This window comes from Mycobacterium gallinarum, assembly GCF_010726765.1.
GTDB classification, from domain to species: Bacteria; Actinomycetota; Actinomycetes; order Mycobacteriales; family Mycobacteriaceae; genus Mycobacterium; species Mycobacterium gallinarum.
Window position 1 is genome coordinate 1418468 of sequence record NZ_AP022601.1, and the last position, 24905, is coordinate 1443372.

Consider the following 24905-nt stretch of genomic DNA (forward strand, 5'->3'; position numbering starts at 1 on the left):
TGCGAAACGTAGAAAGCGATGGGCACTCAGGCTACCCGGTAAGGGCACGAATATCGTTGGCGCCCTAGCTGATCAGATGGTCCACGACGCGGCGACCGATGCTTCCTGTTGCCCCGGTCACAAGAATTCTCATGGATTTCACCGTTCGTGTCACCCATGACAGAATTCGAAACATGCGTGCGGTGCTGTTCGACATGGATGGGACCCTCGTCGACTCCGAAAAACTCTGGGACATTTCACTGACGGCGCTGTACGAACGCCACGGCGGCATCATGACACCCGAGGTGCGGGCATCGCTGGTGGGCGGCTCGGCGGAGGACACGATCCAGACGGTCTACACCGACCTCGGTCTCGCCCTCGATCCGGACGCGATGGCCGAATCCATCCGCTGGCTGCACGACTACACCGGAGAGTTGTTCGACGGCGGGCTGCCGTGGTGCGACGGCGCGCACGAACTACTGGAAGCCCTTGCTGCCGAACGCATTCCGATGGCTCTGGTCACCAACACCCAGCGACAGCTGACCGAGCGCGCTCTCAACAGCATTGGTAAACACTACTTTTCGGTGTCGGTCTGCGGCGACGAAGTGCCGAGGGGCAAGCCTGCCCCGGACGCCTATCGGCGAGCGGCCACGCTGCTCGGGCTGGAGCCGTCAGCGTGCCTGGCGGTCGAAGACTCGGTCACCGGCACTGCCGCTGCGGAGAGCGCGGGATGCCCGGTGCTGGTGGTACCCAATGACGTCGAGGTGCCCGCAGGAGGGCGCCGGGCGCATGTGAGTTCGCTGGCCGGGGTCGGCGCCGGCGATCTTCGCGAGGTCTATGACCGCCTCAACCGCGGCATCGGAGAACGCTCAGCGTAAGTCCGCCCGCAGCGCGCTTGCCAGTGGTAAGACGGGGGTACTCACGTGACCCGGATCACGCAACGCTGCGAAAGGGACGCACATGGCAGGCTCCAATGCCCCCGCTGGAGACGAATCCGCACTACCTATCGCCGACAATGACTTCTCGTCGGGCGGCACCGCGGTCCGAATCGCGTCGGTCGCCGCGCTGGGAGGGCTGCTGTTCGGCTACGACAGCGCAGTGATCAACGGTGCGGTCGACTCGATCCAAGAGGATTTCGGCATCGGCAACGCCGAACTCGGCTTCGCGGTGGCCTCGGCGCTGCTGGGGGCCGCGGCAGGAGCCATGACCGCCGGACGGATCGCCGACTGGATCGGCCGCATCGCGGTCATGAAGATCGCGGCGGTGCTGTTCCTGGTCAGCGCCTTCGGAACGGGCTTTGCGCATGAGGTGTGGTCGGTCGTGCTGTTCCGCATCGTCGGCGGCATCGGCGTCGGCGTTGCCTCGGTCATCGCGCCGGCCTATATCGCCGAGACTTCGCCACCGCGAATCCGCGGCCGACTGGGGTCCTTGCAACAGCTGGCCATCGTGTTGGGCATCTTTGCGTCGTTCGTCGTCAACTGGCTGCTGCAGTGGGCAGCGGGCGGCCCGAACGAGGCGCTGTGGTTCGGGCTCGACGCGTGGCGCTGGATGTTCCTCGCAATGGCGGTCCCTGCCATCGTGTACGGGGTGTTGGCGTTCACCATTCCCGAGTCACCGCGGTATCTCGTTGCCAGCCACAAGATTCCGGAAGCACGCAGGGTGCTGACCATGCTCCTCGGCGAGAAGAACCTGGAAATCACGATCGATCGCATCAGGGAGACGCTGGAGCGCGAGGACAAGCCGTCGCTGCGCGATCTGAAGAAGCCGACGGGCGGCGTCTACGGCATCGTGTGGGTTGGCCTCGGTTTGTCGATCTTCCAGCAGTTCGTCGGGATCAACGTGATCTTCTACTACTCGAACGTGCTGTGGCAGGCCGTCGGGTTCAGCGCCGACGAGTCCGCGGTCTACACCGTGATCACGTCGGTCATCAACGTGTTGACAACGCTGATCGCCATCGCGCTGATCGACAAGATCGGGCGCAAGCCGCTGCTGCTCATCGGATCGTCGGGCATGGCGGTCACGCTCATCACGATGTCCGTCATCTTCGCCAACGCGACCATCGGCCCCGATGGCAACCCGAGTCTGCCGGGAGCCTCCGGGGTGATCGCATTGATCGCGGCCAACCTGTTCGTGGTGGCGTTCGGCATGTCGTGGGGCCCCGTCGTCTGGGTGCTGCTCGGCGAGATGTTCCCCAACCGCATCCGCGCCGCAGCGCTCGGCATCGCCGCGGCAGGCCAATGGGCCGCCAACTGGCTCATCACGGTCACGTTCCCCGGGTTGCGCGAGCATCTCGGACTGGCCTACGGGTTCTACGGCCTGTGCGCCGTGTTGTCGGGCCTCTTCGTATGGCGATGGGTGATGGAGACCAAGGGCGTGTCGCTGGAGGACATGCACGGCGAGATCCTGCATCAGGCGCCACCGAAGGCCGCCACCTGAGCGCGATGACCGCGGCGTAACTGCCGTGACTTTGCTCGCGGCCCCGTGACACAATCGCCTCCCGTGAAGACCTTCGACGCCCTGTTCGCCGAACTGAGCGAGCGTGCTCGCACCCGGCCCGCGGGCAGCGGCACGGTCGCCGCGCTCGATGGCGGCGTGCACGGCCTCGGCAAGAAGATTTTGGAGGAAGCCGGCGAGGTGTGGCTGGCCGCCGAACACGAGAGCGACGAGGCGCTGGCCGACGAGATCAGCCAGCTGCTGTATTGGACGCAGGTGCTGATGATTTCCCGCGGTCTATCCCTCGACGACGTCTACTCCAAGCTATGAGCGACATGTTGCGCGTCGCGGTGCCCAACAAGGGTGCCTTAAGCGAGTCCGCCGCCGAGATCCTGTCCGAGGCGGGCTATCGCAGGCGGCGGGACCAGAAGGACCTGACCGTCATCGACCGGGCGAACAACGTCGAGTTCTTCTTCTTGCGTCCCAAGGACATCGCGATCTACGTCGGTTCGGGTCAGCTGGACTTCGGGATCACCGGTCGCGACCTGGCCGCCGATTCCGACGCGCCCGTGCGGGAGCGATTGGCGCTCGGCTTCGGCAATTCGACGTTCCGATATGCGGGCCCGATCGGCCGGGAGTGGACCGCCGCCGACCTGGCGGGCAAGCGGATCGCGACATCCTTTCCGAACCTGGTACGAAAAGACCTCGTCGCCAAGGGAATCGAGGCAACCGTTATTCGCCTCGACGGCGCTGTCGAGATTTCAGTCCAGCTCGGCGTGGCCGACGTCATCGCCGATGTCGTCGGATCCGGACGCACGCTCGCGCTACACGATCTGGTGGCGTTCGGTGATCCGCTGTGTGACTCCGAAGCCGTGCTGATCGAGGGCGCCGAAGCCGGGAACTCCGCGGCCCGTGACCAACTGGCGGCACGGGTACAGGGTGTGGTGTTCGGGCAGCAGTACCTGATGCTCGACTACGACTGCCCGCGCACGGTACTGGACGAGGCCGCTGCCGTCACCCCGGGACTGGAATCGCCCACCATCGCCCCGCTCGCCGATCCGGCGTGGGTGGCGGTGCGCGCACTCGTGCCACGGCGCGACGTCAACGCGATCATGGACAAACTCGCCGCGATCGGTGCGAAGGCGATTCTGGCGTCTGACATTCGGTTCTGCCGCTTCTGATTCAACAGGTCATCGCACTGCACGCGTGTTAGCGTCCGGGTGTCGTTTTCACCGGTACGGAGGTTGGCATGACGCAGGTCCTCGTCATATTGCTCGCGCTGCTGATCGGCGTGATCGCCGGATTGCGGGCGATGACCGCCCCGGCGGTGGTCGCTTGGGGGGCCATGCTCGGCTGGATCGACGTCGACGGCAAGTGGTCGGAGTGGGTGGCCCATCCGATCACCGTCACCGTCCTGACGATCTTCCTGCTGGTGGAACTCGTCACCGACCAGCTACCGAAGACCCCGAGCCGCAAGACGGCGCCACAGTTCGCCACCCGACTCATCATGGGCGCTTTCGCGGGGGCGGTGATCGGCAGCGCGTTCTTCCACACGTTCAGTTGCATCGGCGCAGGCATCGTCGGAGCGGTGTTGGGCACGCTGGGCGGCGCGGCGGTCAGAACCAAGCTCTACGAAGCCAACAACGGCAAGGACCGGCCGGGCGCGTTCATCGAGGACGTCGTGGCCGTCGGCGGTGGCTTCCTGGTCGCCTTCCTCGTCAGCCTCGTCTGAACCGCGGCCGATGACTGAAAAGTTCGACGCGGTCATCGTCGGCGCGGGCCAGGCCGGACCGCCGCTGGCCGGCAGGCTGACCCAAGCGGGTTACACGGTCGCCGTCATCGAACGCAAGCTCGTCGGCGGCACGTGCGTCAACTCAGGCTGCATTCCGACCAAGACCCTGGTCGCCAGCGCGTACGCCGCCCGCGTCGCCCGCCGCGGAGCCGAATACGGCATCGGCACAGGCGATATCAGCGTGGATATGGCCGCCGTGAAGGCGCGCAAGGACAAAATCGTGGTCGGTGACCGCGAAGGGGTCGAGTCCTGGATCGAGGGGATGGACGGGGCAACGTTGATCCGCGGCCATGCCCGGTTCGAGAGCCCACACACCATCCGGGTGGACGACCGCGTCCTGGAAGCGGACCGGATCTTCCTCAACGTCGGCGGCCGGGCGGTGGCGCCCGACCTGCCCGGGCTCGCCGACATCGACTACATGACCAACGTCGGAATCCTCGAACTCGACACGGTGCCAGAGCATCTGGTGGTCATCGGGGGAAGTTACATCGCCCTGGAATTCGCACAGATGTACCGCCGGTTCGGTGCCCGCGTCACCGTCATCGAGAAGGGGCCACGACTCACCTCCCGCGAGGACGAAGACGTCTCGGCGACCATCAAGGAGATCCTGCAGGCCGAGGGCATCGACGTCGTCGTCGACGCCAGCGAAATTCGGTTCACCAAGCGCAACACCGGCTTCGAGGTCACACCGCGCGAGGGAGCCGAACCCGTCGCAGGCACCCATCTGCTGATGGCGGTCGGGCGTCAGCCCAACACCGACGACCTCGGGCTCGAAGCGGCCGGCGTCGAGACGGACCGCCGTGGCTATATCGTCGTCGACGATCAGCTGCGCACCAACGTCGAACACATCTGGGCCATGGGGGACTGCAACGGACGCGGCGCCTTCACGCAAACCTCGTACAACGACTTCGAGATCGTCGCGGCCAACCTACTCGACGACGACCCGCGCCGGGTGAGCGACCGGATCACGACCTACGCCCTCTACATCGACCCGCCGCTGGGGCGGGCAGGCCTGACGGTCGACGAGGTGCGCAAGTCAGGACGAAAAGCGTTGGTGGGCAAGCGGCCCATGACGCGCGTCGGCCGCGCCGTCGAGAAGGGCGAGACACAGGGGTTCATGAAGGTCGTCGTCGATGCCGAGACCGAACAGATCCTCGGCGCCACCATCTTCGGGGTCGGCGGCGATGAGGTCATCCACTCGATTCTCGACATCATGACGGCAAAGAAGCCCTATACCGCGATCTCGCGCACGATGCACATTCATCCCACCGTCAGTGAGCTGGTGCCGACGATGCTCCAGGACTTGCAGCCGCTGGACTAGCGGCACGGCCGACGTTGAGCTGTCGCGTGACGTGCGCGACCCGCCAACCGAGGTGGCGGCACGTGCGCACATCGGCGGGATGGACTTGATCGGAGTTCGCATCGACATCGGTCTGCGCGCCCGCGCCGAGAAAGAAAGCCAGGCGGTTGAGGTCGTGTTCGCTGCCTGCCGAACTGTTCCAGCCAGGTCCCAAACCCAGGTTGACCCAGTGCATGTGATGCTGCGCGGCGAATACCGACAACGACACCAACGTGTTCAGCTTGTCGCCGCTCTTGCCGCCTGAGTTGGTGAACCCGGCCGCGACCTTGTCCCGCCAGATGCCGTCGATGCAGCGGCGCCCGGTCTGTTCGGCGAACGCCTGGAAGGCCGCCGACACGTTGCCCATGTAGGTCGCCGAGCCGAAGACGATGCCGTCGGAGGAGTCCAGGATGTCCCAGTCCGTTTCGCTCATCCGGTCGACTGGGATCACCGTGACGTCGGCGCCCGCCTCGGTGGCTCCGGCGGCGACAGCGTCGGCCAGGGTGGCCGTGTGCCCATATCCGGAGTGGTAAGCGATCGCCAACGTAGGCGCGGCGATGTCAGAGCCGTTGTGTGCCATAGCTATTGTCCCTTCGCGGATTCGGCCACCTCGCGGTAGCGCTGTGCCCAGTCGGGCAGGGAATCACCGGCCAGGTGAGCCTCGAGCCGGTCCAGGTAGGCATGTGTGCCGGGGCGGAATCCCTCTGCGTTGCGGATGCCGAGTCCACGATGGGTGAACCGTAACAGCGTGCCGTCGCCGTCGGCGCTCAGTTCGTACCGCACCACGCTGTCCTCGATGATCCGTTGACGCCATTCGTGTTCGAACACATGCGGCGGGTCCCACACGCGGATGCGGCCGGTCATCTTCTTGTGTTCAGGTGGCGCCGGGGGACCGTCGGGCATCATCTCGATGACACCCCCCTCGCGCGCGTCGATGGTGGTCTGGCCGATCCAATGGTTTCGGTGCGCCGGATCGGTGATCGCGGCCCACACGGCTTCGATCGGAAACGACAGGCGGCGTTCGAACGTCAGCATCGCCCGATCGCCCTCGATCGTCAGTCGTCCCTCACGTTCGGTCACGGCCCCTCCCGATGAATCGTCTGCAGGTGCCGTTCGAGGGCATCGAGGTGATCGGCCCAGTAGCGGCGGTAGCGGTCGATCCATTCGTCGATCGCGACCAGCCCGTCGGCCCGCAACGCATAGATGCGGCGCTGCGCGTCAGGGCGGACTTCGACGAGGCCCACCTCGCGCAGCACGCGCAGATGGCGTGACACCGTCGGCTGGGTCAGGTCCGGCAGCGTCGCCACGAGCTCACCCGCGGTGCGCTCACCCGCGGTCAGCGCGTCGAGCAGCGCCCTGCGGCTCGGCTCGGCGACGGCTTCAAAGACGTCCATAGGGCAAGTATGGCACTACATCTATATAGATACAAGCGTATGTAACCAGCTCAGGTCCCGGCTGCGGTGACCTTGTCGATGGTGGTCGACCACCACCAGATGACCGGCCCAGTCGGCACGCCAGACCCCGGCGGTATCGGGCCGTACCGTCCAGCACAATGCAGCCGGCCCCCAAAGGAAGTCGTCTTCGACAAGGGCGGTCAAGTGCAGGTCCGCGAGCGCCCACGTGAGATCCCAACTGCCACAACAGTTCGGGGTTCATGTCAGGCGCTGAACCAACAGTGTCTGCGCGCAGGTGCCGATGAACCCTTGCTGGTCGAAGAGTTCCGCGGTGGTGACGCCGATCGCGTCGGGCCCGATCGAACCACGGGCCCGAAGCGCGAAGTTCTCGCCGGCAGGCAGCCGGTGCAGGTGGACGACCGTGTCGGTGTTCATGAACATGAACGCCTCCGGGTCCAGTGCGGCGCCCGCGCCGTTCGCCGAGTCGACCACCATCGCGAGCCGCTGCAGCGCCGTCGTCGGCTCCGAATCCACCAGCGGCACAAGGGGACTTATCCACACCACGTTGCCCGTCTCGCCGGTCTCGGGCTGGCGTCGCCAGCTCACCGTCTCGAGATAGCCCGTCGCGCCGACCCAGCTGTGCGGCACTGCCGCGGCCTCACCTTCGACGAGCGGGGGATAGCGGTCGGTGGCCACGTCGGTCGTGTCGCCCGGGGCCAGCAGCCACGCGGTGACCCGTGCGACCGCGCGGTCGGACCTGGCCGCCGACATCTCCGCCATCATCAGCGAGATCCGTCTGCCCGGACGCTCCACCCAGGCTCGCACCTTCACCGAAGCGACGGGAATCGCGCCGAGAATGTCCAGGGTCAGACGTCCGATTCGCAGCCCGGTATCGGCCGCCAACTCCTCGATCAACTTCGTCATCAGCGCGAGAGGCGGTGAGCCGTGCTGGATTTCGGGATCCCAATTGCTCCGGGTGCCGTCGGTGGATTCGAACACCGAGAAGTCCCCGTCGGTGTCGAGCCGACGGTAGTGGCAATCAATCACGCAGCCGACTCCCGGGTGTGCAGCACCGTGTCATCATCGCCTTCGTCGGGGACAGTCGGCCAGCCGGGGTACGGGGGTGGCGTGCCACCGAACACCGGGCAATGTGCGTGGTGCGCACACCAGTCGCACATCCGGGACGGGTTGGGACGGAAATCGCCTGTGATACCCGCAGATTGGATCGCCCGCCAGATAGCCATCAACGTCTTCTCGAAGCGCAAGAGCTCGTCGAGATCGGGCGTGTAATCCAGTACCTGACCATCGGCGAGATAAAGCAGCCGCAGCCGCGCGGGCAGAATGCCGCGGGACCGCAGCAGCGCCACGGCATAGAACTTCATCTGGAACATGGCCTTGAATTCGGCCAGCGCCCTGGCCTCTGGTGGCGCCTTGCCGGTCTTGTAATCGACGACCCGCAACTCGCCGGTGGGCGCGACATCGATGCGGTCGACGAAGCCGCGCAGCAGCGTGCCGTCCTCGAGTTCGACCTCGACGCGCTGCTCACAGCTCTGCGGGTCGAAGCGAGTCGGATCTTCCAGCCGGTAGTACCCCGACAGCAGTGCCCGCGCCTCCTCGAGCAGTTCGGCGCGCAGCCCAGGTTCGAAATCGTCGGCGAGGTTGGGCCGCTCGGCGACGAGGCGCTCCCACGCCGGATCAACGAGCATCATCGCCGTATCGGGGACCCGCTCGGCCGCAGGCAGCCCGTACAACTGTTCCAGCGCGGCGTGTACCACCGAACCACGCACCTGCGCGGTGGACGACGGCTCGGGCAACCTGTCGATGGCACGGAACCGGTAGAGCAGGGGGCACTGCTTGAAGTCCGCGGCCCGGGACGGCGAAAGCGCGGGGCGCCGAGAGGCTGTCGACTCCTGCCCGTCGGTCATGAGTCCAGCGTATGGCGACACCCCGACAAAGCCCGGTAGACCCGCGCACCCGCGACGGCCCGTTGACTGGCAGGCTGAACAGCTGTGAACAGGACCGGACCCTTCGCAATCGGTGATCGAGTGCAGCTCACCGACGCGAAGGGCAGGCACTACACCATGGTCTTGACTCCCGGCGGGGAGTTCCACACCCACCGCGGCATCATCGACCTCGACAGCGTGATCGGGCTGCCCGAGGGGAGCGTGATCAAGTCCACCAACGGTGATCAGTTCCTCGTGTTGCGCCCGCTGCTGGTCGACTACGTGATGTCGATGCCCCGCGGCGCGCAGGTCGTCTACCCAAAGGACGCCGCCCAGATCGTGCACGAAGGGGACATCTTCCCCGGTGCACGCGTGCTGGAGGCCGGCGCGGGCTCCGGTGCGCTGACGTGCTCGCTGCTGCGGGCCGTCGGCCCCGAGGGAAAGGTCACGTCGTACGAGGTGCGTGAGGATCACGCCGAGCACGCGGTGCGCAACGTCACGACCTTCTTCGGGGGACGTCCTGATAACTGGGAGCTGGTGACCGCGGACATCGGCGACTACGCCGGGCCTGAAGTGGATCGCGTCGTGCTCGACATGCTGGCGCCCTGGGAGGTGCTCGGCTCCGTCGCGAACGCGCTGGTGGCCGGCGGGGTCCTGATGATCTACGTCGCGACGGTGACCCAGTTGTCGCGAACGGTCGAGGCCCTACGCGAGCAGAAGTGCTGGACCGAACCGCGAGCATGGGAGAGCATGCAGCGCGGCTGGCACGTCGTCGGGCTGGCCGTGCGTCCGCAGCACACGATGCGGGGGCACACGGCATTCCTGATCAACGTCCGCAAATTGGCGCCGGGTGCGATTGCGCCGATGCCGCTGCGGCGCAAGCGCCAACTCGGCGGCGGAATCTGATTCGTCGGCTCGGACGAGTGCCTAGTCGTCGGTACTGCGACGCAGATCCCGCCGCGCCGAGAGCAGCTCCACCTCGGGGCGTGCCGCCACGAGCCGCTCGGCGGCGTCGAGCACCTCGACGACATGGCTGCGATCGGCCGACACCATCGCGATGCCCACGCCTGCACGGCGATGCAGGTCCATCGAGCCGGTTTCCGCAGCCGACACCGCGAACCGGCGGTGCAGTTCGGCGATGAGCGGACGGATGACCGACCGCTTCTGCTTGAGCGAGTGCACATCCCCGAGCAGGAGGTCGAATTCGAGCGAGCCGATCCACATCCGCCGGTTCCTAGCGCGGGGGCGACGGAGGCGCAGGCCCGCTGGGTGTCTGGGGCCCCGCACTCTCGCCCGGTTGCAGCAGCTCGTCAGCGGTCCTACGGGTCAGCTGCCACGAATTGTCGACGAAGACGAACTCCATCGGGAAGCTGAAGTCGCCGGCTTGCGGATTGCCGGTCTTGAGGCTGATGAGAGCCGACACCGTGCCGGGCGGATCCTGGACCCAGCGCAGATCTCGAGCCTCGAACGTGGCCGGTGCGTAGCCGTTCTGGATCAGCGCCTGTCCGAACTTGTCCATCGCGGTCGCGTCAGCCTGCGTGCCGGACTCGATCAGCCCGTCCTTTTCCGCGCCCGGGATGTTTGCATCTGCTATGCGGTTCATCACATCGGAAAGCGCTTCCGGCGGCGGCAGCGGCGCACCGGGCGGGCCGGGCGGCTCCTGAACGGGGGGCGCGGTCGCCGATGTCGCCGTCGCCGCCTCCGGGTGTTTCTGCTCGGTGTCCGCGCTACATGCGCCAAGCCCGAGCGCCGCCGCAATTGCGGCGGCGCTCAGGATCACGGCACCGGTTGTGCGGTGCGTTGAATGTCTAGCCGACAGCCGACATCAACGCCATGAGCGACTGCTTGGACATCTGCCAGCCGGTGGGGCTGGGTCCGGGAACGAACGTGATGTTCTGGCTCGCGACGCCGCCGTTGGCGGCCGTTGCCGTCACGTCGGCGGTGAAGCCGGGACCGCTCGGAACGATATTGGCCAGGCTGAACGAAAGTGGGAACTTGCCTTCGGCCTGCGCCTCGCGCAACTTGTTGTCGGCGACGCGGCCTTCGATCCGGCCGATGCCGCCCTGGATGTACGGCGCCTTGGACGCGGAGAGACCGGGAGCCCCGAGCGCCTGAAGCGTCGCAAGCAGCGGGCCCTGCACGTCAGACTGAGGCTGTTGCGGCAGCGGGATGTCCCACACGACCGGCGCCACGCGAGGTGAGGTCATCGCATCCGAGGATGCAATGGAAGTCACACCTACCGCGGCACCGGCGATGACGGCGGCTGCTGCCGCGCCGCTAACGAGGGCTTTCAGGGTCACGTTTGTCCTTTCGATGGGCCCAACTCAGGAATGAGGTTAACAAGTGACGCTGGTGTGTCGAATTGCTAGAGCGCACACAAAGGCTGAATCGCCGGTAGCTTTGAAGTTGTTACTGCACCAACATCGGGTGCGGGGAGGAGCGCAATATGAGCGAGTCCGAGCGTTCTGAAGGATTTGGGACACCCCATGAGTCCGGCATGTCCAGCGATGAGGCAGCCGAACTCGAAGAGCTGCGCCGCGAGGCCGCCCTGCTACGCGAGCAGCTCGAGAGTGCCGTAGGACCGCAAAGCGGTTTGCGCAGCGCGCGCGATGTGCACCAACTCGAAGCCCGGATCGACTCCCTTGCCGCCCGAAACGCCAAGCTGATGGAAACCCTCAAGGAAGCGCGGCAGCAATTGCTCGCGCTACGTGAGGAAGTCGACCGACTGGGTCAGCCGCCCAGCGGATACGGTGTGCTGCTGTCGGTCCAGGACGACGAGACGGTGGACGTCTTCACCTCGGGCCGCAAGATGCGGCTGACGTGCTCGCCGAACATCGACATCGAGACCCTCAAGCAGGGTCAGACGGTTCGCCTCAACGAGGCGCTGACTGTGGTCGAGGCCGGCCACTTCGAAGCCGTCGGTGAGATCAGCACCCTGCGCGAGATCCTTGCCGACGGGCACCGCGCGCTCGTGGTGGGACATGCGGACGAGGAGCGCATCGTCTGGTTGGCTGAGCCGCTGGTCGCCGCCGAGTTCCTGCCCGACGAACCAGAAGCCGAAGACGGTGACGACGACCGTCCGCGCAGGCTGCGGCCGGGCGACTCACTGCTGGTCGACACCAAAGCCGGGTATGCGTTCGAGCGCATCCCCAAGGCCGAAGTCGAGGATCTGGTCCTCGAAGAGGTCCCCGATGTGAGCTACAACGACATCGGCGGTCTGGGCCGGCAGATCGAGCAGATCCGCGACGCCGTCGAGCTGCCGTTCCTGCACAAGGAGCTCTATCGCGAGTACTCGCTGCGGCCCCCGAAGGGTGTGCTGCTGTACGGCCCTCCGGGCTGCGGTAAGACGCTGATCGCCAAAGCGGTGGCGAACTCGCTGGCGAAGAAGATGGCCGAGGTTCGCGGCGACGACGCCCGCGAGGCGAAGTCGTACTTCCTCAACATCAAGGGCCCCGAGCTGCTGAACAAGTTCGTCGGCGAGACCGAACGTCATATCCGGTTGATCTTCCAGCGGGCTCGGGAAAAGGCGTCCGAAGGCACGCCGGTGATCGTGTTCTTCGACGAGATGGACTCGATCTTCCGTACCCGCGGCACCGGTGTGAGCTCCGATGTGGAGACCACGGTTGTCCCGCAGCTGCTATCGGAGATCGATGGTGTCGAGGGTCTGGAGAACGTGATCGTCATCGGTGCCTCGAACCGTGAGGACATGATCGATCCCGCGATCCTGCGGCCCGGCCGTTTGGATGTGAAGATCAAGATCGAGCGCCCAGACGCCGAAGCGGCACAGGACATCTTCTCGAAGTATCTGGTCGAGGAACTTCCCGTCCACGCCGATGATCTCGCCGAGTTCGGTGGCGACCGAGCGGCATGCCTGAAGGCGATGATCGAGAAGGTCGTCGACCGGATGTACGCCGAGATCGACGACAACCGGTTCCTCGAAGTCACCTACGCCAACGGTGACAAGGAAGTCATGTACTTCAAGGACTTCAACTCTGGCGCCATGATCCAGAACGTGGTCGACCGGGCGAAGAAGAACGCGATCAAGTCGGTGCTGGAGACGGGGCAGCCTGGTCTCCGCATACAGCATCTGCTCGACTCGATCGTCGACGAATTCGCCGAGAACGAAGACCTGCCCAACACCACCAATCCTGATGACTGGGCACGGATTTCGGGCAAGAAGGGCGAGCGGATCGTTTACATCCGCACGCTGGTCACCGGCAAGTCGTCGAGCGCTTCACGCGCGATCGATACCGAGTCGAATCTGGGCCAGTACCTGTAACTGCACTGGCCCAGATCAACACGTCTCGGACTATTCGCAGAGGTTGGCGGCGGCCGCGTCGTAGAGCACCTGTGCGTGCTCCGCGGTGATGTCGTTGCTGGTGTTCGTGTAGATCGAGACCACCGTGGTGCCCTCCGGGATGCCCGCTGCGATCTCGTTGCATACCGCCTGGCCCATCTGCAGGGCCGCGTCGTTGGGTTCTATACCGCCCGCCTGGACTGCGTCGAAAAAGGCTGCGTCATCCGCGTAGGCCGGTGCCGCGAGGGCGAGGCCAAGTGCCAACGCTCCAATTGACGAGACTACGAGCTTCTTCATAGTCGAATTCCCTTCACCCTTTTGTTGCGCAGCGTTTTCCGAACCCGGGTGCGATCAGGGCGATCACTCGGCACGTTGCATTGGCGGAGTTTATGGCGAAATAGTCGTTACCGTCAATTTATTGTGTTGTTATCGTCCCTTTATTGCGATAACCACAATTGACCTGCGCGAACGCCCGATACCTGGGTAATTTCGCGGTATGTCTGACGACGGTGTCACGCTGATAGGCGACGTATTCGGGAAGCGCTACGGCGAGGTGTTACTGGTCCGGAACGGCGATTCGGGGCCCGAGGCCACCGTGTACAACACATTTCCGCTCAACGACTGTCCGGCCGAACTGTGGGACAAGTTGGACGCCACCGCCATCGCGGCGGAAAACGACGCGGTCGCCGCGCTTCTCAACGGACCTCGTTATTGGCTGATGAGTAGCATCGGCAAGCGTGATCGAAATGACTTGGAACACAAAAGCTTCGGCGGGCTCGAGATGCTCCGACAGGCGACTGTGAAACTTTCGTCGATGAATCCCGCGCCCTACCAGCCGAACCGGGTCGACCGAAAGGCACTGTTCACGTTCGATGCAGGTCGCGAGATCTATGAACTCATCGATCCCGACGGCAGGCGCTGGGTGATGCAGACGTTCAGCCAGACCGTCGACCCCAACTTGGCGCTAGCCGATCTGCCGGGTCTTGCCAATCGCCTGTCGCTGCCGGACGGCTGGCGCTACGAAGCGCGCACACCCACATCAACCCTCCGTGTCGACACCACGAACTCCGACGCCAGCGTGACGCAGGACGACCTGGCGAACAGTTATTCGCTTCAGGCGCAGTCCTAGCCTGTGTCCATCGCGAGATAGGCGTCGCGGCCTGCCAGGCTCACCGCCACGTCGGAAATCAGCGGGTCGAAGAAACGCTCCCGGTAGATCGGGTCGACGCTGGTGCTGACGGTGAAGTACAGGCCCGACAGCACCGCGACAAACAGCGAGACGTGCACGATGGTTTGTGCCACCGGCACATGAACACCGAACCACGTTCCCGCGCAGGGTGGTTCGCCGACCGGGCACGACTCCTCGGCAGACCACAGCACCGCGACGTCGTCGGGCACCGCGACGATCCCGAGCGCCACGAAGAACACAAACAGGCCCGTCGTGAAGAGCACCACCTGGATCGCCTGTGCCACCACCATCACCGCAACGACATTGACCTGCTCGGCGAACGACAGCGCGGTGCGCGGGGGCGCGTGGCCATCGGAGGTCTCGAGCGGCGTCCCTTCCAGCAGTTTGGCCGGGTCTCTTTGTCCGGCTCGGTCTTCACGCAACGCCTTCACTTCGTCGCGGATGGTCGCCACCATGAACAGGATCGCCACGACGGCAAGGAATCCGATGGTCTGCCAGAGCCTTTCGCGAGTCATCCGGGCCGCCAGCTGCCACAGCTCACCGGTGAAATACACCACCACCGTCAGCATCAGAAGCGGCAGCGCACGGCTCATCAACGTGCCGAGCGCGCCCACCTGTAACCATGCGAACCTGAACGCCCACAGCGCAATTGAACCGATGCCGATGTAGGTCAGCCAGATCGCAAGCACCGCAACGAACGCGAATCCGACGATCTCGGCCATGGCGATCCCGGAGAAGCCGCTGTCGGCGAACGGCAGTCCGAGCACGAACAGAGCCATCACGAGCAGGGCAGCCGTCCTGCGGCCCGCCTCGCCGCGCGTGGTACCGGAGCGGTGCAGCAGGTAGAGCGCAAACGGGGCGGCGATCAAGGCCAGGGTGAGAACGCCGAGCCGGATCGCGTAGCCGTAGTCGGGGTCGCCATCGGTCAGCTCGGTCAGCGTCATCGTCAGCGCGATCAGCGCGCCGATACCGCTGACCATCGGGGCCGACCGGTCAATCAGCGCGCGCGACCGGACCCGCCGCGTCAAGACCAACGGCAGCCCGCGATGGAGAAACCATTCGTGGACGCCCCGCATGTCGGACACGCGCATATTGTGCGGGAAACCGCGGCTGAGTAGGCGTCAGCGCGCCGGAACTGCCGCCCGGTAGCGGCTGCGGGCCACCAAGGTGAGCCTGAGTTCGTCGCTCAGCGGATCGAGGAACTGCTTTCGGTATTCGCCGTCGCCCGCGGATTTTGCGCTGACGTACATGAATGTCAGCGCGCCGAGGAACATCGTGACCTGAATCAACGACTGGGGCACCGGGATCGTCATCCCGAGGAATGTTCCATCGCTCGACCCCTCACCGCGGGTCCACGCCGACAGCAACTCAGGCGACAGCAGGATCAGACCGAGAATCAGGAAGATCAACGCCGTGACGATGGCAACGACGAAGATGTGGGCGAGTTGCGAAACCGCAAGCACAAACATCACATTGAGCCGTTCGGCGCGATTGAGGGTCTGCGTCCCGGACGGATCCGGCATCGCCGAAAAGGGAGTGTCGGCCAGTTCCGCACCACGATCGGCAGCAGCATCCGGAGCCTCTATCACCGGCCGGAAACGGTCGATGGTGACGGCCACCACGAAGGCCGCGGCGATCAGCGAGAGGAACATCAAGGCCAGCCACAACCGGCTGCGCGAGATGCTGGCCGCCATCAGCCACACCGGCGAATTGAAGAACACCAGAAACGTCAGAAGCAACACCGGCAGCGCGCGAATCATCAGCGTGCCCACCGCGGCCAGGTGGGACAAGGTCTTGCGCGCGGTCCACGACAGAATGGATCCAAGGCCGGTCGCGGTCATCGCCAAGATGGTGGCGACCACCACCGCTTCGAAGATCAGATCTGCCAGCACCCGGGGGCTCGGACCGCCGATGATGCCGCCCGCAATCCCAAACACCAGCGCGGCGGTCGCCGCGACGGCGCGGCCCCGCACGGTGGAGATCCTGGACACCAGCCAGCCCACCAGCGACGCAATGGGCAGAACGAGGACGACCAATCCCAGTACGAACCACTCGGTGCGGGTCGGCCCACCCTCGATGTCGATCGTGTGCTTACCGGTCACCTCGACGACGACGGCGGAATTGACCATGAACACCGCGAATGCCGCCAGCGCCGGCGCCGATCGCGGCCAGAGGCGGCGCACCAGCCGTCCTGGTCGCAACACCGCGGGCAGCCCGCGGTCGAGGAACCAGGCGTCCGCCGCCCGCCGTTGTTGAACGTCAATCATGGAGCACCCGCCGCTGCGGGTTGTCGGTCAACTGGATCGCCGCCCGCCACAACAACAGTCCGGTCTGCACGCCGACGGCGATGGACATCATCGAGATCAGCGTGGCGGTGAACGGACTCTCGGTCGCGTAGTGCTCAGCGGCGGAGGCGTCCCTGTCAGACGGCACGGTCGCAGGCTACTTCGGTCCGTCCCCTAGGCTGGGCAGATGCAACGGATTATCGGAACAGAGGTCGAGTACGGCATCTCGTCGCCGTCCGATCCCACCGCGAATCCGATATTGACCTCCACCCAAGCGGTGCTGGCGTACGCGGCGGCCGCGGGCATTCAGCGAGCCAAACGTACGCGCTGGGACTACGAGGTCGAATCGCCCCTTCGCGATGCCCGCGGGTTCGATCTGAGCCGGTCAGCAGGTCCGCCGCCGGTGGTGGACGCCGACGAGGTCGGCGCGGCCAACATGATCCTTACCAACGGCGCCCGACTGTACGTCGACCACGCACATCCGGAGTACTCCGCGCCGGAGTGCACCGACCCGCTGGACGCGGTGATCTGGGACAAGGCCGGCGAGCGGGTGATGGAGGCCGCAGCGCGCCACGTCGCGAGCGTGCCAGGAGCCGCCAAGCTGCAGCTTTACAAGAACAACATCGACAACAAGGGCGCCTCCTACGGGTCCCACGAGAACTACCTCATGAGCCGTCAAACGCCGTTCTCGGCGGTCATTGCCGGGTTGACGCCGTTCCTGGTGTCGCGTCAGGTGGTGACGGGATCGGGCCGCGTCGGAATCGGGCCGTCGGGTGACGAGCCGGGCTTCCAGCTGTCACAGCGCTCCGACTACATCGAGGTCGAGGTCGGGCTCGAGACGACGCTCAAGCGCGGCATCATCAACACCCGCGATGAACCGCACGCCGACGCCGACAAATACCGCAGGCTCCACGTCATCATCGGCGACGCCAACCTGTCCGAGACGTCGACCTATCTCAAGCTCGGCACCACCGCGCTGGTGCTGGACCTGATCGAAGAGGGCATGGACCTCACCGATCTGGCCTTGGCCCGTCCCGTGCACGCCGTCCACGTCGTCAGCCGCGACCCGTCGTTGCGGGCCACGGTCGCACTCGCCGACGGCCGTGAGCTGACTGCCCTTGCGCTGCAACGGATCTATCTGGACCGGGTGGCCAAACTGGTGGACAGTCGCGACCCCGACCCGCGTGCCGCGCATGTCGTCGAAACGTGGGCCGACGTGCTCGACCTGTTGGAGCGCGACCCGATGGAGTGCGCGGAGATCCTGGACTGGCCTGCCAAGCTGCGGCTGCTGGAAGGCTTCCGCAACCGGGAGAACCTCGGCTGGTCGGCACCGCGTCTGCACCTGGTCGACCTGCAGTACTCCGACGTCCGGCTGGACAAAGGCCTGTACAACCGGCTCGTCGCACGCGGGTCGATGAAGCGACTGGTCACCGAACAGCAGGTGATCGACGCCGTGGACAACCCACCCACCGACACGCGGGCATACTTCCGTGGCGAATGTCTTCGGCGGTTCGGCGCGGACATCGCCGCGGCCAGCTGGGACTCGGTGATCTTCGACCTCGGCGGAGATTCGCTCGTCCGGATTCCCACCCTCGAGCCGCTACGCGGCAGCAAGGCCCACGTCGGCGCCCTGCTCGATTCCGTGGACAGCGCTGTCGAACTGGTGGAACAGCTCACCAACTGAGCCTCGAGGTGGCGCACTATCCACGGCATCCTGTGCGTTGACCGGTAGGGTGGAGTCACGGCGGGCTGCTATAGGCCCGCCGCAGACATACGCAGGAGGCGGCGATGGCGCAGGAGCAGACGAAGCGTGGTGGCGGCGGCGGCGATGACGACGACCCCACCGGTAGCGCAGGCGCAGGCCAGGAGCGTCGCGAGAAGCTCGCCGAAGAGACCGATGACCTGCTTGACGAGATCGATGACGTGCTGGAAGAGAACGCTGAGGACTTCGTTCGCGCGTACGTCCAGAAGGGTGGCCAGTGACCTGGCCGAATCGCGAACAGCTGGCCTTTCCCTCCCCACTCCCAGGCGTGCCGTCCGTTCCCGTGGACCTGTCGTCCTTCTCTGAGCTGCTACGGCGCCAGGCACCCGAATTGCTTCCGGTGAACAAGCACGGCGTCGTGCCGACGGATGCGGTTCCGCACGGTACGACGATCGTGGCGTTGAAGTACCCGGGCGGCGTGGTGATGGCGGGTGACCGCCGTTCGACGCAGGGCAACATGATCGCGGGTCGCGACGTGCAGAAGGTCTATATCACCGACGACTACACCGCGACGGGCATCGCAGGCACCGCGGCCATCGCGGTGGAATTCGCTCGGCTGTACGCCGTCGAACTCGAGCACTACGAAAAGCTCGAGGGCGTCGCACTGACGTTCGCAGGCAAGGTGAACCGGTTGGCCACCATGGTCCGGGGCAATCTCGGTGCGGCACTTCAGGGCTTCGTCGCGCTGCCGTTGCTCGCTGGCTACGACCTGGACGACCCCAATCCGGTGGCGGCGGGCCGCATCGTGTCGTTCGACGCGGCGGGCGGCTGGAACTTCGAAGACGAGGGTTACCAGTCGGTGGGCTCGGGTTCGATCTTCGCCAAGTCGTCGATGAAGAAGCTCTATGCACAGGTCTCCGACGCCGACTCCGCACTTCGGGTCGCCGTCGAAGCGCTCTACGACGCCGCTGACGACGACTCCGCGACGGGCGGGCCGGATCTGGTGCGCGGCATCTACCCGACCGCGGTTGTCATCGGCGCGGACGGAGCCGAAGAGGTTCCGGAGGAGCGCATCGCGCAGTTTGCCCGACAGATCATCGAAAGTCGTTCCAGAGCAGACACATTCGGCCCGGATGCGACGCATCGATCCACGGACGCCCGGGGAGAGTCGTGAGCTTTCCGTATTTCATCTCGCCCGAGCAGGCGATGCGCGAGCGCTCGGAGCTCGCGCGCAAAGGTATTTCCCGCGGACGCAGCGTGGTCGTACTGGCGTACGCCGACGGTGTCCTGTTCGTTGCCGAGAACCCGTCGCGCTCACTGCAGAAGGTCAGCGAGCTGTACGACCGCGTCGGCTTCGCGGCCGTCGGTCGGTTCAACGAGTTCGACAATCTGCGCCGCGGCGGAATTCAGTACGCCGACACTCGGGGCTACGCCTACGCCCGCCGCGATGTCACCGGACGTCAGCTGGCCAACGTATACGCCCAGACGCTCGGCACGATCTTCACCGAGCAGGCCAAGCCGTACGAAGTCGAGCTCTGCGTGGCCGAGGTGGCACATTTCGGTGAAACGAAAGCGCCTGAGCTGTACCGGATCACCTACGACGGGTCGATCGCCGACGAACCGCATTTCGTGGTCATGGGCGGCACCACCGAACCGATCGCCGAGAAGCTCAACGAGTCCTACACCGAAAACGCCGGCCTTTCGGACGCCGCGAAGATCGCGATCGAGGCGTTGAAGGCCGGCGGCAACGGTGAGCCGCGCACGCTAGGGGCAGCGACCCTCGAGGTCGCCGTCCTGGATGTGAACCGGCCGCGTCGCGCCTTCCGGCGGATCACCGGCTCGGCGCTGGAGGCGCTGTTGCCCGTAGCGGACGCCGGGGAAGGCGAACCGGAGGCGACGTAGTCCTCACGCGGCGTCGCTCGGGCGCGCCCGAATGAGGACGAGCTCGGCGAATTGGTCGGGACATTCGAGTGGCGTGAAATGCCCGGCATCGAACGCGAAATGCAGCTCCACATCGCTGAAGTAGGAGTCGAGGCGGTCGGACCACTCACGCGGGAACAGCGGATCATGCTGGGGCCACAGCACATCGGTGGGCACATGTATCTTTATGGCGCGATCCGGCGGCAATTCGGAGAGTGACTGGGCGATCATTCCCGCGCCGGCGCGGTACCACGCGATGGACGCGGTGAATGCTCCGGGCAGCGCATAGTCGGATACCAACCGCTCCAGATCATCCTCGGGGACAACGAAATTCGGTGCGGACCAATGCGACCAGAAGTGCCGAAGATATTCCCTGACGGCGTCGGGATTGCCATCGATCAGCTGCGCGGCGAGCGGCAGTTGGTGGAACCCTTGATACCAGAACTCGCTCTGCGCCCGGGCGGTCAGCACCCGGTCACCGGCACCGGGCAGTGGGGGAGAGAGCACCAACGCCGACACCAGGTCGGGTTCCATCCGGGCGACGCTCTGGGCGACCCGGCTGCCGACGCCATATCCCGCGAGCACCACCTGGGAAAGCCCGAGTTCTTTGATGAGACCGATGATGCTGGCCGCTTGCGCGGTGGCGCTGTAGAAGTGGCGGACGGCGACGGCGTGCTTGTCGGATCCGCCGAATCCGCGCAGGTCGGGGACGACGACATCGGTGGCCCCGGACAGCAGCGACGTGACCCGTCGATAGTCGTGGCGGTTGCCGGGCCAGCCGTGCAGCAACACCACCGGCGGCGCGCCCTTGACGCCGAATCGGTCAAATGCGAGCCGGAAACCGTCCACCGGGGCGCTGCGCGACGACATCGGCCCATTCTGGCCGTCGTTCGACGGTAATGGCTGGTTTTGCCACCGTTAACCGGTCATCTGGATTCGCTCACGGTCGCCGGTGATCACCGCCAGGATGTTGCGCCAGGAGTCAGAAGGCGCATTCAGCACATCGGAATGCGCATCGATTCCGGCCATGAGTCGGCCGTCGTCGTAATAGCCTGTCGCCAAATGGATTACGCCCGGCATCTCATCCGGGTCGGCGCCGTGCGGACCACGCGGCAGGCCCTGCACGACCTGGATGAAGTCACCTGGCGCTGTCATCGAGTAGCGCACCACGTCGGGATTACGGTTGTGCCATTCACTCGGATCCTGAACTCCGACACCCGCGCCCGCGGCCGCGACATACATCGTCTGGTCGGCGGTGAGGCCCAACGCTTCGGCGGTGCCCAGGATCGAGCCGCCGTAGGAGTGGCCGATGTAGGTGACCGGCACGGGCGCACGGCCCGCCGCCTGCGTGTCGACGGTGCGGTCGACGTCCTCGCTGAACGCCACCAGCCGAGGTGCCATGTCCAGCGCGTATCGCGGGCTGGCGGCGTCTACGACACCCGAAACGAGATTGCCGCGGGGAAACGGTCCACCCAGGTACGTCAGGACCGCCACATCGCCACCGCCGGCAGCGACAAAGCGGCGGGCCGTCGCCGTGTTTGCGGCCGACCCCTCGATCGTCGTGTTCATGCCTGGAATCAGCACCGCGACGCTGCGGGCCGACGCCAGATCGCCGGTGAGCTCCACGAGCGAGGCTCTCGCCGGGTCGAACGCCACGATCTGCCGGTCGACGCGACGCCCGCCGCCTGCCGGATCGTCGACCTCACCGAGCAGCGTGCGGTAGAAGGCGGCGCGGTGCGGATCGGGTTCGTCAAGGATCGCCTGGGCGATGTTGGTGCGATTCGCCGCGATGCGCATGCCCCAGGGCACCCCGTCCGTATTGCCGACCTGGCGAGGGAAGTCGGCGACGAGCCTGTCCCGCTGTTCGGGCGTCATGGCCGCGATCTGGTCAGCGATCCGATCCTGACCCATCACGGGCCAGCCGGCCACGACGTCGCCGGCCGCAGCCGCGGCGGGCATTGTCGCGGGGGGCACCGAAACCGGGGTGGCGAGCGCCTCCTCGATGTCGCGGGCGGCATCCGCGTCCGCCGCCCCGAGCCGGTCGAGCGCGTCGACCAGGTGCCGGGTCAGCTCTTGAGCCCGGACGAGGAGCAGGTCGTCGGCCACCCCCGCGTTCCCGCCCGACAGTGCGATCAGCAACGATGACGGCGCGTCGTGGACGGATACCGTGCCGTCGTCGGACACCGCGAAGCCTGCGGACTCGGCGATCCCCACCAGATCCAGCACTGCGGAGCGGGCGATCGCGATCTGCTCGGCAGCGTCATGGGCCGCAATCGCGGCGAGCACCATCGCCCGGGCCAGCGCATCGGAGGCCCGCCCCACCGTGAGGGCTTCGTCACGGGCGGCCTCGGCCGCCGAGCCCGTCCACACCTGCTGCGCGCCGACGACCCCCTGGATCACGCCGTCGACACCGGCGTGCACATCGGTCACCGCGGCCTGCCAGCTGGCTGCGGCCTCACGCAGCGAGTTCGGTTGCCACGCTTGCGCATCGGACACAGTCGGACGCGTTCTGCCCCCCATGCCTCATGCTGACAGATCGGACCCCAGCGGCGCCCGAGTTATCCACAGGGGCGGAGCCCCGCTGCGCCTCTCCCAAACCAACGGCACCGTCAACAGCTTTGTTCGGCGCGGCAGCACTCCGCGTCCGACCAGCAACCAGTAGTCTCGAACAGGTGCAGCGACGAATCATGGGCATCGAGACCGAGTTCGGTGTCACCTGCACGTTCCACGGCCACCGTCGGCTCAGCCCCGACGAGGTCGCCCGGTACCTTTTCCGGCGCGTGGTGTCGTGGGGCCGCAGCTCCAACGTATTTCTGCGCAACGGCGCCCGGCTCTATCTCGATGTGGGCTCTCATCCTGAGTACGCCACCGCCGAATGCGACAGCCTCGTCCAACTGGTCACCCATGACCGCGCCGGTGAGCGCGTGCTGGAAGACCTGCTGATCGACGCCGAGCAGCGACTGGCCGACGAGGGCATCGGCGGCGACATCTACCTGTTCAAGAACAACACCGACTCGGCGGGCAACTCGTACGGCTGCCACGAGAACTACCTGATCGTGCGTGCCGGCGAGTTCTCCCGCATCTCCGACGTGCTGTTGCCGTTCCTGGTGACCCGCCAGCTGATCTGCGGCGCGGGCAAGGTGCTGCAGACGCCGAAGGCGGCGACGTTCTGTCTGTCCCAGCGTGCCGAGCACATCTGGGAAGGCGTCTCCTCGGCGACGACGCGGTCCCGGCCGATCATCAACACCCGCGACGAGCCGCACGCCGACGCCGAGAAATACCGCAGGCTGCACGTCATCGTCGGCGACTCCAACATGTGCGAGTCGACCACCATGCTCAAGGTGGGTACGGCGTCGCTGGTGCTCGAGATGATCGAGGCCGGCGTCGCATTCCGCGACTTCTCGCTGGACAACCCCATACGGGCGATCCGCGAGGTCAGCCATGACCTCACCGGCCGGCGGCCCGTCCGGCTGGCGGGTGGCAGGCAGGCCAGCGCCCTCGACATCCAGCGCGAGTACTACGCCCGCGCGGTCGAGTATCTGGAGAGCCGCGAGCCCAACACTCAGATCCAGCAGGTGGTCGACCTGTGGGGCCGGCAGCTCGATGCCGTGGAGAGCCAGGACTTCGCCAAGGTCGACACCGAGATCGACTGGGTCATCAAGCGCAAGCTGTTCCAGCGCTACCAGGACCGCTACAACATGGAACTGTCCGACCCGAAGATCAGCCAGCTGGACCTGGCCTACCACGACATCAAGCGGGGCAGGGGTGTGTTCGACCTGCTGCAGCGCAAGGGGCTGGCCGCGCGGATCACCACGGACGAGGAAATCGAGGCCGCGGTGAACACCCCGCCCCAGACCACCAGGGCCAAGCTGCGCGGCGAGTTCATCTACGCCGCACAGGAGGCGGGTCGCGATTTCACCGTCGACTGGGTCCACCTCAAGCTGAACGATCAGGCGCAGCGCACCGTGCTGTGCAAGGACCCGTTCCGGTCGGTCGACGAACGCGTCAAGCGGTTGATCGCCTCTATGTGAGGCGGCGGTGCAGCGACACCGCATAGTCGCCGCCGTCGAACGGTTCGCGATCCCAGGTCGCCCAGCGATCGACCAACTCCAGGCCCGCGGCGGCGCAGGCCGTGTCGTAGTGCTCGAGGGTCAGCCGGCCTGTGGTGAGCTGGAATCCCGCGACGAACAAACCGCCGGGCGCCAGATGCGATGCGAGCTGGGAGATGACCGTCGCCTCGGTTCCGCGGGCGACGAAGATCATCACGTTGCCCGCCAGCACGACGACGTCGAACTCCGAGTCCAGATGCGCGCTGGCTTCGCTCAGATCGGCCAGGATCCACCGCAGGTCAGGTGCCTTGGCGCGGGCCGCGGCGAGCATGGCCTCGTCGAGGTCCATGCCGGTCACCGAGAATCCGCGGGCCGCGAGCTCGATCGCCACCCGGCCGGTCCCGCACCCCGCATCGAGCACGCGACGTCCACCCGTCTCGCGGAGCAGCGACTCGACGAGATCGGCCTCGCCGTGGACACTCTGACCTGCGGCGGCCAGCTGACGCCACCTCGCGTCGTAGGCGTCGCCGCGGGGCGCGTCGGTGTCCTGCCAACGACTGCTCACAACTCACCCTAAGCTCAT

The 24905-nt window shown here is 65.9% G+C and carries 29 protein-coding genes; 14 read left to right on the forward strand and 15 right to left on the reverse strand.

Annotation, left to right across the window (positions count from 1 at the left end):
• Nucleotides 1-173 precede the first annotated feature (173 nt).
• The 6 genes from G6N42_RS07050 (at nt 174) to G6N42_RS07075 (ending at nt 5525) form a co-directional block, all read left to right on the forward strand.
• Nucleotides 174-857 (forward strand): HAD family hydrolase, encoded by a 684-nt coding sequence (locus G6N42_RS07050; RefSeq protein WP_163727809.1) that lies wholly within the window; start codon nt 174-176, stop codon nt 855-857.
• 82 nt (nt 858-939) lie between these two features.
• A complete protein-coding gene (locus tag G6N42_RS07055; protein ID WP_163727812.1) occupies nt 940-2415 on the forward strand; it encodes a sugar porter family MFS transporter in 1476 nt (491 codons plus the stop codon).
• A gap of 45 nt (nt 2416-2460) precedes the next feature.
• Nucleotides 2461-2742 carry a phosphoribosyl-ATP diphosphatase gene (locus G6N42_RS07060; protein WP_163727815.1) on the forward strand — a complete coding sequence of 94 codons (282 nt, stop codon included), beginning with the start codon at nt 2461-2463 and terminating at the stop codon, nt 2740-2742.
• A gap of 5 nt (nt 2743-2747) precedes the next feature.
• Nucleotides 2748-3593 (forward strand): ATP phosphoribosyltransferase, encoded by an 846-nt coding sequence (hisG, locus tag G6N42_RS07065; RefSeq protein WP_163737099.1) that lies wholly within the window; start codon nt 2748-2750, stop codon nt 3591-3593.
• Nucleotides 3594-3661: 68 nt separating this feature from the next.
• On the forward strand, nt 3662-4144 hold the full coding sequence (locus tag G6N42_RS07070; protein WP_163727818.1) for a DUF4126 family protein: 483 nt from the start codon (nt 3662-3664) through the stop codon (nt 4142-4144).
• Between the two features lie 10 nt (nt 4145-4154).
• On the forward strand, nt 4155-5525 hold the full coding sequence (locus G6N42_RS07075) for an FAD-containing oxidoreductase (protein ID WP_163727820.1): 1371 nt from the start codon (nt 4155-4157) through the stop codon (nt 5523-5525).
• On the opposite strand, the gene G6N42_RS07080 is transcribed toward G6N42_RS07075, so the two are convergent.
• The 5 genes from G6N42_RS07080 to G6N42_RS07100 all read right to left on the reverse strand — a co-directional run bounded on the left by G6N42_RS07080 (nt 5476) and on the right by G6N42_RS07100 (nt 8862).
• Nucleotides 5476-6123 (reverse strand): flavodoxin family protein, encoded by a 648-nt coding sequence (locus G6N42_RS07080; protein WP_174262028.1) that lies wholly within the window; start codon nt 6121-6123, stop codon nt 5476-5478. The two genes, G6N42_RS07075 and G6N42_RS07080, sit on opposite strands and share 50 nt — an antisense overlap.
• 2 nt (nt 6124-6125) lie before the next feature.
• Complete coding sequence (locus G6N42_RS07085) at nt 6126-6623, reverse strand: SRPBCC family protein (RefSeq protein ID WP_163727823.1); 498 nt, start codon at nt 6621-6623, stop codon at nt 6126-6128.
• The gene (locus G6N42_RS07090) at nt 6620-6937 is read right to left on the reverse strand and encodes an ArsR/SmtB family transcription factor (RefSeq protein ID WP_163727826.1); all 318 of its coding nucleotides are present in this window, start codon (nt 6935-6937) and stop codon (nt 6620-6622) included. The genes G6N42_RS07085 and G6N42_RS07090 overlap by 4 nt, the downstream gene beginning before the upstream one ends.
• A 258-nt stretch (nt 6938-7195) precedes the next feature.
• Nucleotides 7196-7984, reverse strand: a complete 789-nt coding sequence (locus tag G6N42_RS07095; RefSeq protein ID WP_163727830.1) for a thioesterase family protein — start codon at nt 7982-7984, stop codon at nt 7196-7198.
• Nucleotides 7981-8862 (reverse strand): RecB family exonuclease, encoded by an 882-nt coding sequence (locus tag G6N42_RS07100; RefSeq protein WP_163727834.1) that lies wholly within the window; start codon nt 8860-8862, stop codon nt 7981-7983. Before G6N42_RS07100 ends, G6N42_RS07095 begins: the two co-directional genes overlap by 4 nt.
• 84 nt (nt 8863-8946) lie before the next feature.
• On the opposite strand from G6N42_RS07100, the gene G6N42_RS07105 reads away from it, so the two are divergent.
• Entirely contained in the window at nt 8947-9786 is an 840-nt protein-coding gene (locus G6N42_RS07105) for a tRNA (adenine-N1)-methyltransferase (RefSeq protein ID WP_163727836.1), read from the forward strand.
• A 21-nt stretch (nt 9787-9807) separates the two neighbouring features.
• Here G6N42_RS07105 and G6N42_RS07110 read toward each other — a convergent pair whose 3' ends face one another.
• Genes G6N42_RS07110 through G6N42_RS07120 form a run of 3 tightly spaced genes read right to left on the reverse strand, consistent with a single transcriptional unit; the run spans nt 9808 to nt 11180 of the window.
• Nucleotides 9808-10104 (reverse strand): DUF503 domain-containing protein, encoded by a 297-nt coding sequence (locus G6N42_RS07110; RefSeq protein ID WP_163727838.1) that lies wholly within the window; start codon nt 10102-10104, stop codon nt 9808-9810.
• A 10-nt stretch (nt 10105-10114) separates the two neighbouring features.
• Nucleotides 10115-10660 carry a lipoprotein LppK gene (lppK, locus tag G6N42_RS07115; RefSeq protein ID WP_163727840.1) on the reverse strand — a complete coding sequence of 182 codons (546 nt, stop codon included), beginning with the start codon at nt 10658-10660 and terminating at the stop codon, nt 10115-10117.
• Nucleotides 10661-10688: 28 nt separating this feature from the next.
• On the reverse strand, nt 10689-11180 hold the full coding sequence (locus tag G6N42_RS07120; protein WP_163727842.1) for an MTB12 family secreted protein: 492 nt from the start codon (nt 11178-11180) through the stop codon (nt 10689-10691).
• Nucleotides 11181-11326: 146 nt separating this feature from the next.
• Between G6N42_RS07120 and arc the strand changes: the two genes are divergently transcribed.
• Complete coding sequence (gene arc, locus G6N42_RS07125) at nt 11327-13159, forward strand: proteasome ATPase (RefSeq protein WP_163727845.1); 1833 nt, start codon at nt 11327-11329, stop codon at nt 13157-13159.
• 30 nt (nt 13160-13189) lie between these two features.
• Here the strand turns inward: arc and G6N42_RS07130 are convergent, their stop codons facing one another.
• Nucleotides 13190-13474, reverse strand: a complete 285-nt coding sequence (locus tag G6N42_RS07130) for a DUF732 domain-containing protein (protein ID WP_163727847.1) — start codon at nt 13472-13474, stop codon at nt 13190-13192.
• Between the two features lie 199 nt (nt 13475-13673).
• Between G6N42_RS07130 and G6N42_RS07135 the strand changes: the two genes are divergently transcribed.
• Nucleotides 13674-14306, forward strand: a complete 633-nt coding sequence (locus tag G6N42_RS07135) for a hypothetical protein (protein ID WP_174262029.1) — start codon at nt 13674-13676, stop codon at nt 14304-14306.
• On the opposite strand, the gene G6N42_RS07140 is transcribed toward G6N42_RS07135, so the two are convergent.
• Genes G6N42_RS07140 through G6N42_RS07150 form a run of 3 tightly spaced genes read right to left on the reverse strand, consistent with a single transcriptional unit; the run spans nt 14303 to nt 16799 of the window.
• The gene (locus G6N42_RS07140; protein WP_163727849.1) at nt 14303-15457 is read right to left on the reverse strand and encodes a hypothetical protein; all 1155 of its coding nucleotides are present in this window, start codon (nt 15455-15457) and stop codon (nt 14303-14305) included. The two genes, G6N42_RS07135 and G6N42_RS07140, sit on opposite strands and share 4 nt — an antisense overlap.
• 30 nt (nt 15458-15487) lie before the next feature.
• Nucleotides 15488-16633, reverse strand: coding sequence for a hypothetical protein (locus G6N42_RS07145; protein ID WP_163727850.1), 1146 nt, complete (start codon nt 16631-16633; stop codon nt 15488-15490).
• Nucleotides 16626-16799, reverse strand: a complete 174-nt coding sequence (locus G6N42_RS07150; RefSeq protein WP_163724386.1) for a hypothetical protein — start codon at nt 16797-16799, stop codon at nt 16626-16628. Before G6N42_RS07150 ends, G6N42_RS07145 begins: the two co-directional genes overlap by 8 nt.
• A 39-nt stretch (nt 16800-16838) precedes the next feature.
• Between G6N42_RS07150 and dop the strand changes: the two genes are divergently transcribed.
• The 4 genes from dop to prcA all read left to right on the forward strand — a co-directional run bounded on the left by dop (nt 16839) and on the right by prcA (nt 20255).
• Nucleotides 16839-18335 carry a pup deamidase/depupylase gene (gene dop, locus G6N42_RS07155; RefSeq protein WP_163727853.1) on the forward strand — a complete coding sequence of 499 codons (1497 nt, stop codon included), beginning with the start codon at nt 16839-16841 and terminating at the stop codon, nt 18333-18335.
• A 104-nt stretch (nt 18336-18439) separates the two neighbouring features.
• The gene (locus G6N42_RS07160) at nt 18440-18634 is read left to right on the forward strand and encodes a ubiquitin-like protein Pup (protein WP_014213325.1); all 195 of its coding nucleotides are present in this window, start codon (nt 18440-18442) and stop codon (nt 18632-18634) included.
• Entirely contained in the window at nt 18631-19527 is an 897-nt protein-coding gene (gene prcB / locus G6N42_RS07165) for a proteasome subunit beta (RefSeq protein ID WP_163727855.1), read from the forward strand. Before G6N42_RS07160 ends, prcB begins: the two co-directional genes overlap by 4 nt.
• A complete protein-coding gene (prcA, locus tag G6N42_RS07170) occupies nt 19524-20255 on the forward strand; it encodes a proteasome subunit alpha (RefSeq protein WP_163727858.1) in 732 nt (243 codons plus the stop codon). The genes prcB and prcA overlap by 4 nt, the downstream gene beginning before the upstream one ends.
• Nucleotides 20256-20258: 3 nt before the next feature.
• On the opposite strand, the gene G6N42_RS07175 is transcribed toward prcA, so the two are convergent.
• Nucleotides 20259-21143, reverse strand: a complete 885-nt coding sequence (locus G6N42_RS07175) for an alpha/beta fold hydrolase (protein ID WP_163727861.1) — start codon at nt 21141-21143, stop codon at nt 20259-20261.
• A 48-nt stretch (nt 21144-21191) separates the two neighbouring features.
• Nucleotides 21192-22793: an alpha/beta hydrolase gene (locus G6N42_RS07180; protein WP_163727863.1), complete on the reverse strand. Its 1602-nt coding sequence runs from the start codon at nt 22791-22793 to the stop codon at nt 21192-21194.
• Between the two features lie 152 nt (nt 22794-22945).
• Between G6N42_RS07180 and pafA the strand changes: the two genes are divergently transcribed.
• Nucleotides 22946-24304 (forward strand): Pup--protein ligase, encoded by a 1359-nt coding sequence (gene pafA, locus G6N42_RS07185; protein WP_174262030.1) that lies wholly within the window; start codon nt 22946-22948, stop codon nt 24302-24304.
• Here pafA and G6N42_RS07190 read toward each other — a convergent pair.
• Nucleotides 24297-24887 (reverse strand): class I SAM-dependent methyltransferase, encoded by a 591-nt coding sequence (locus G6N42_RS07190; RefSeq protein WP_163727865.1) that lies wholly within the window; start codon nt 24885-24887, stop codon nt 24297-24299. The genes pafA and G6N42_RS07190 overlap by 8 nt on opposite strands.
• Nucleotides 24888-24905 lie beyond the last annotated feature (18 nt).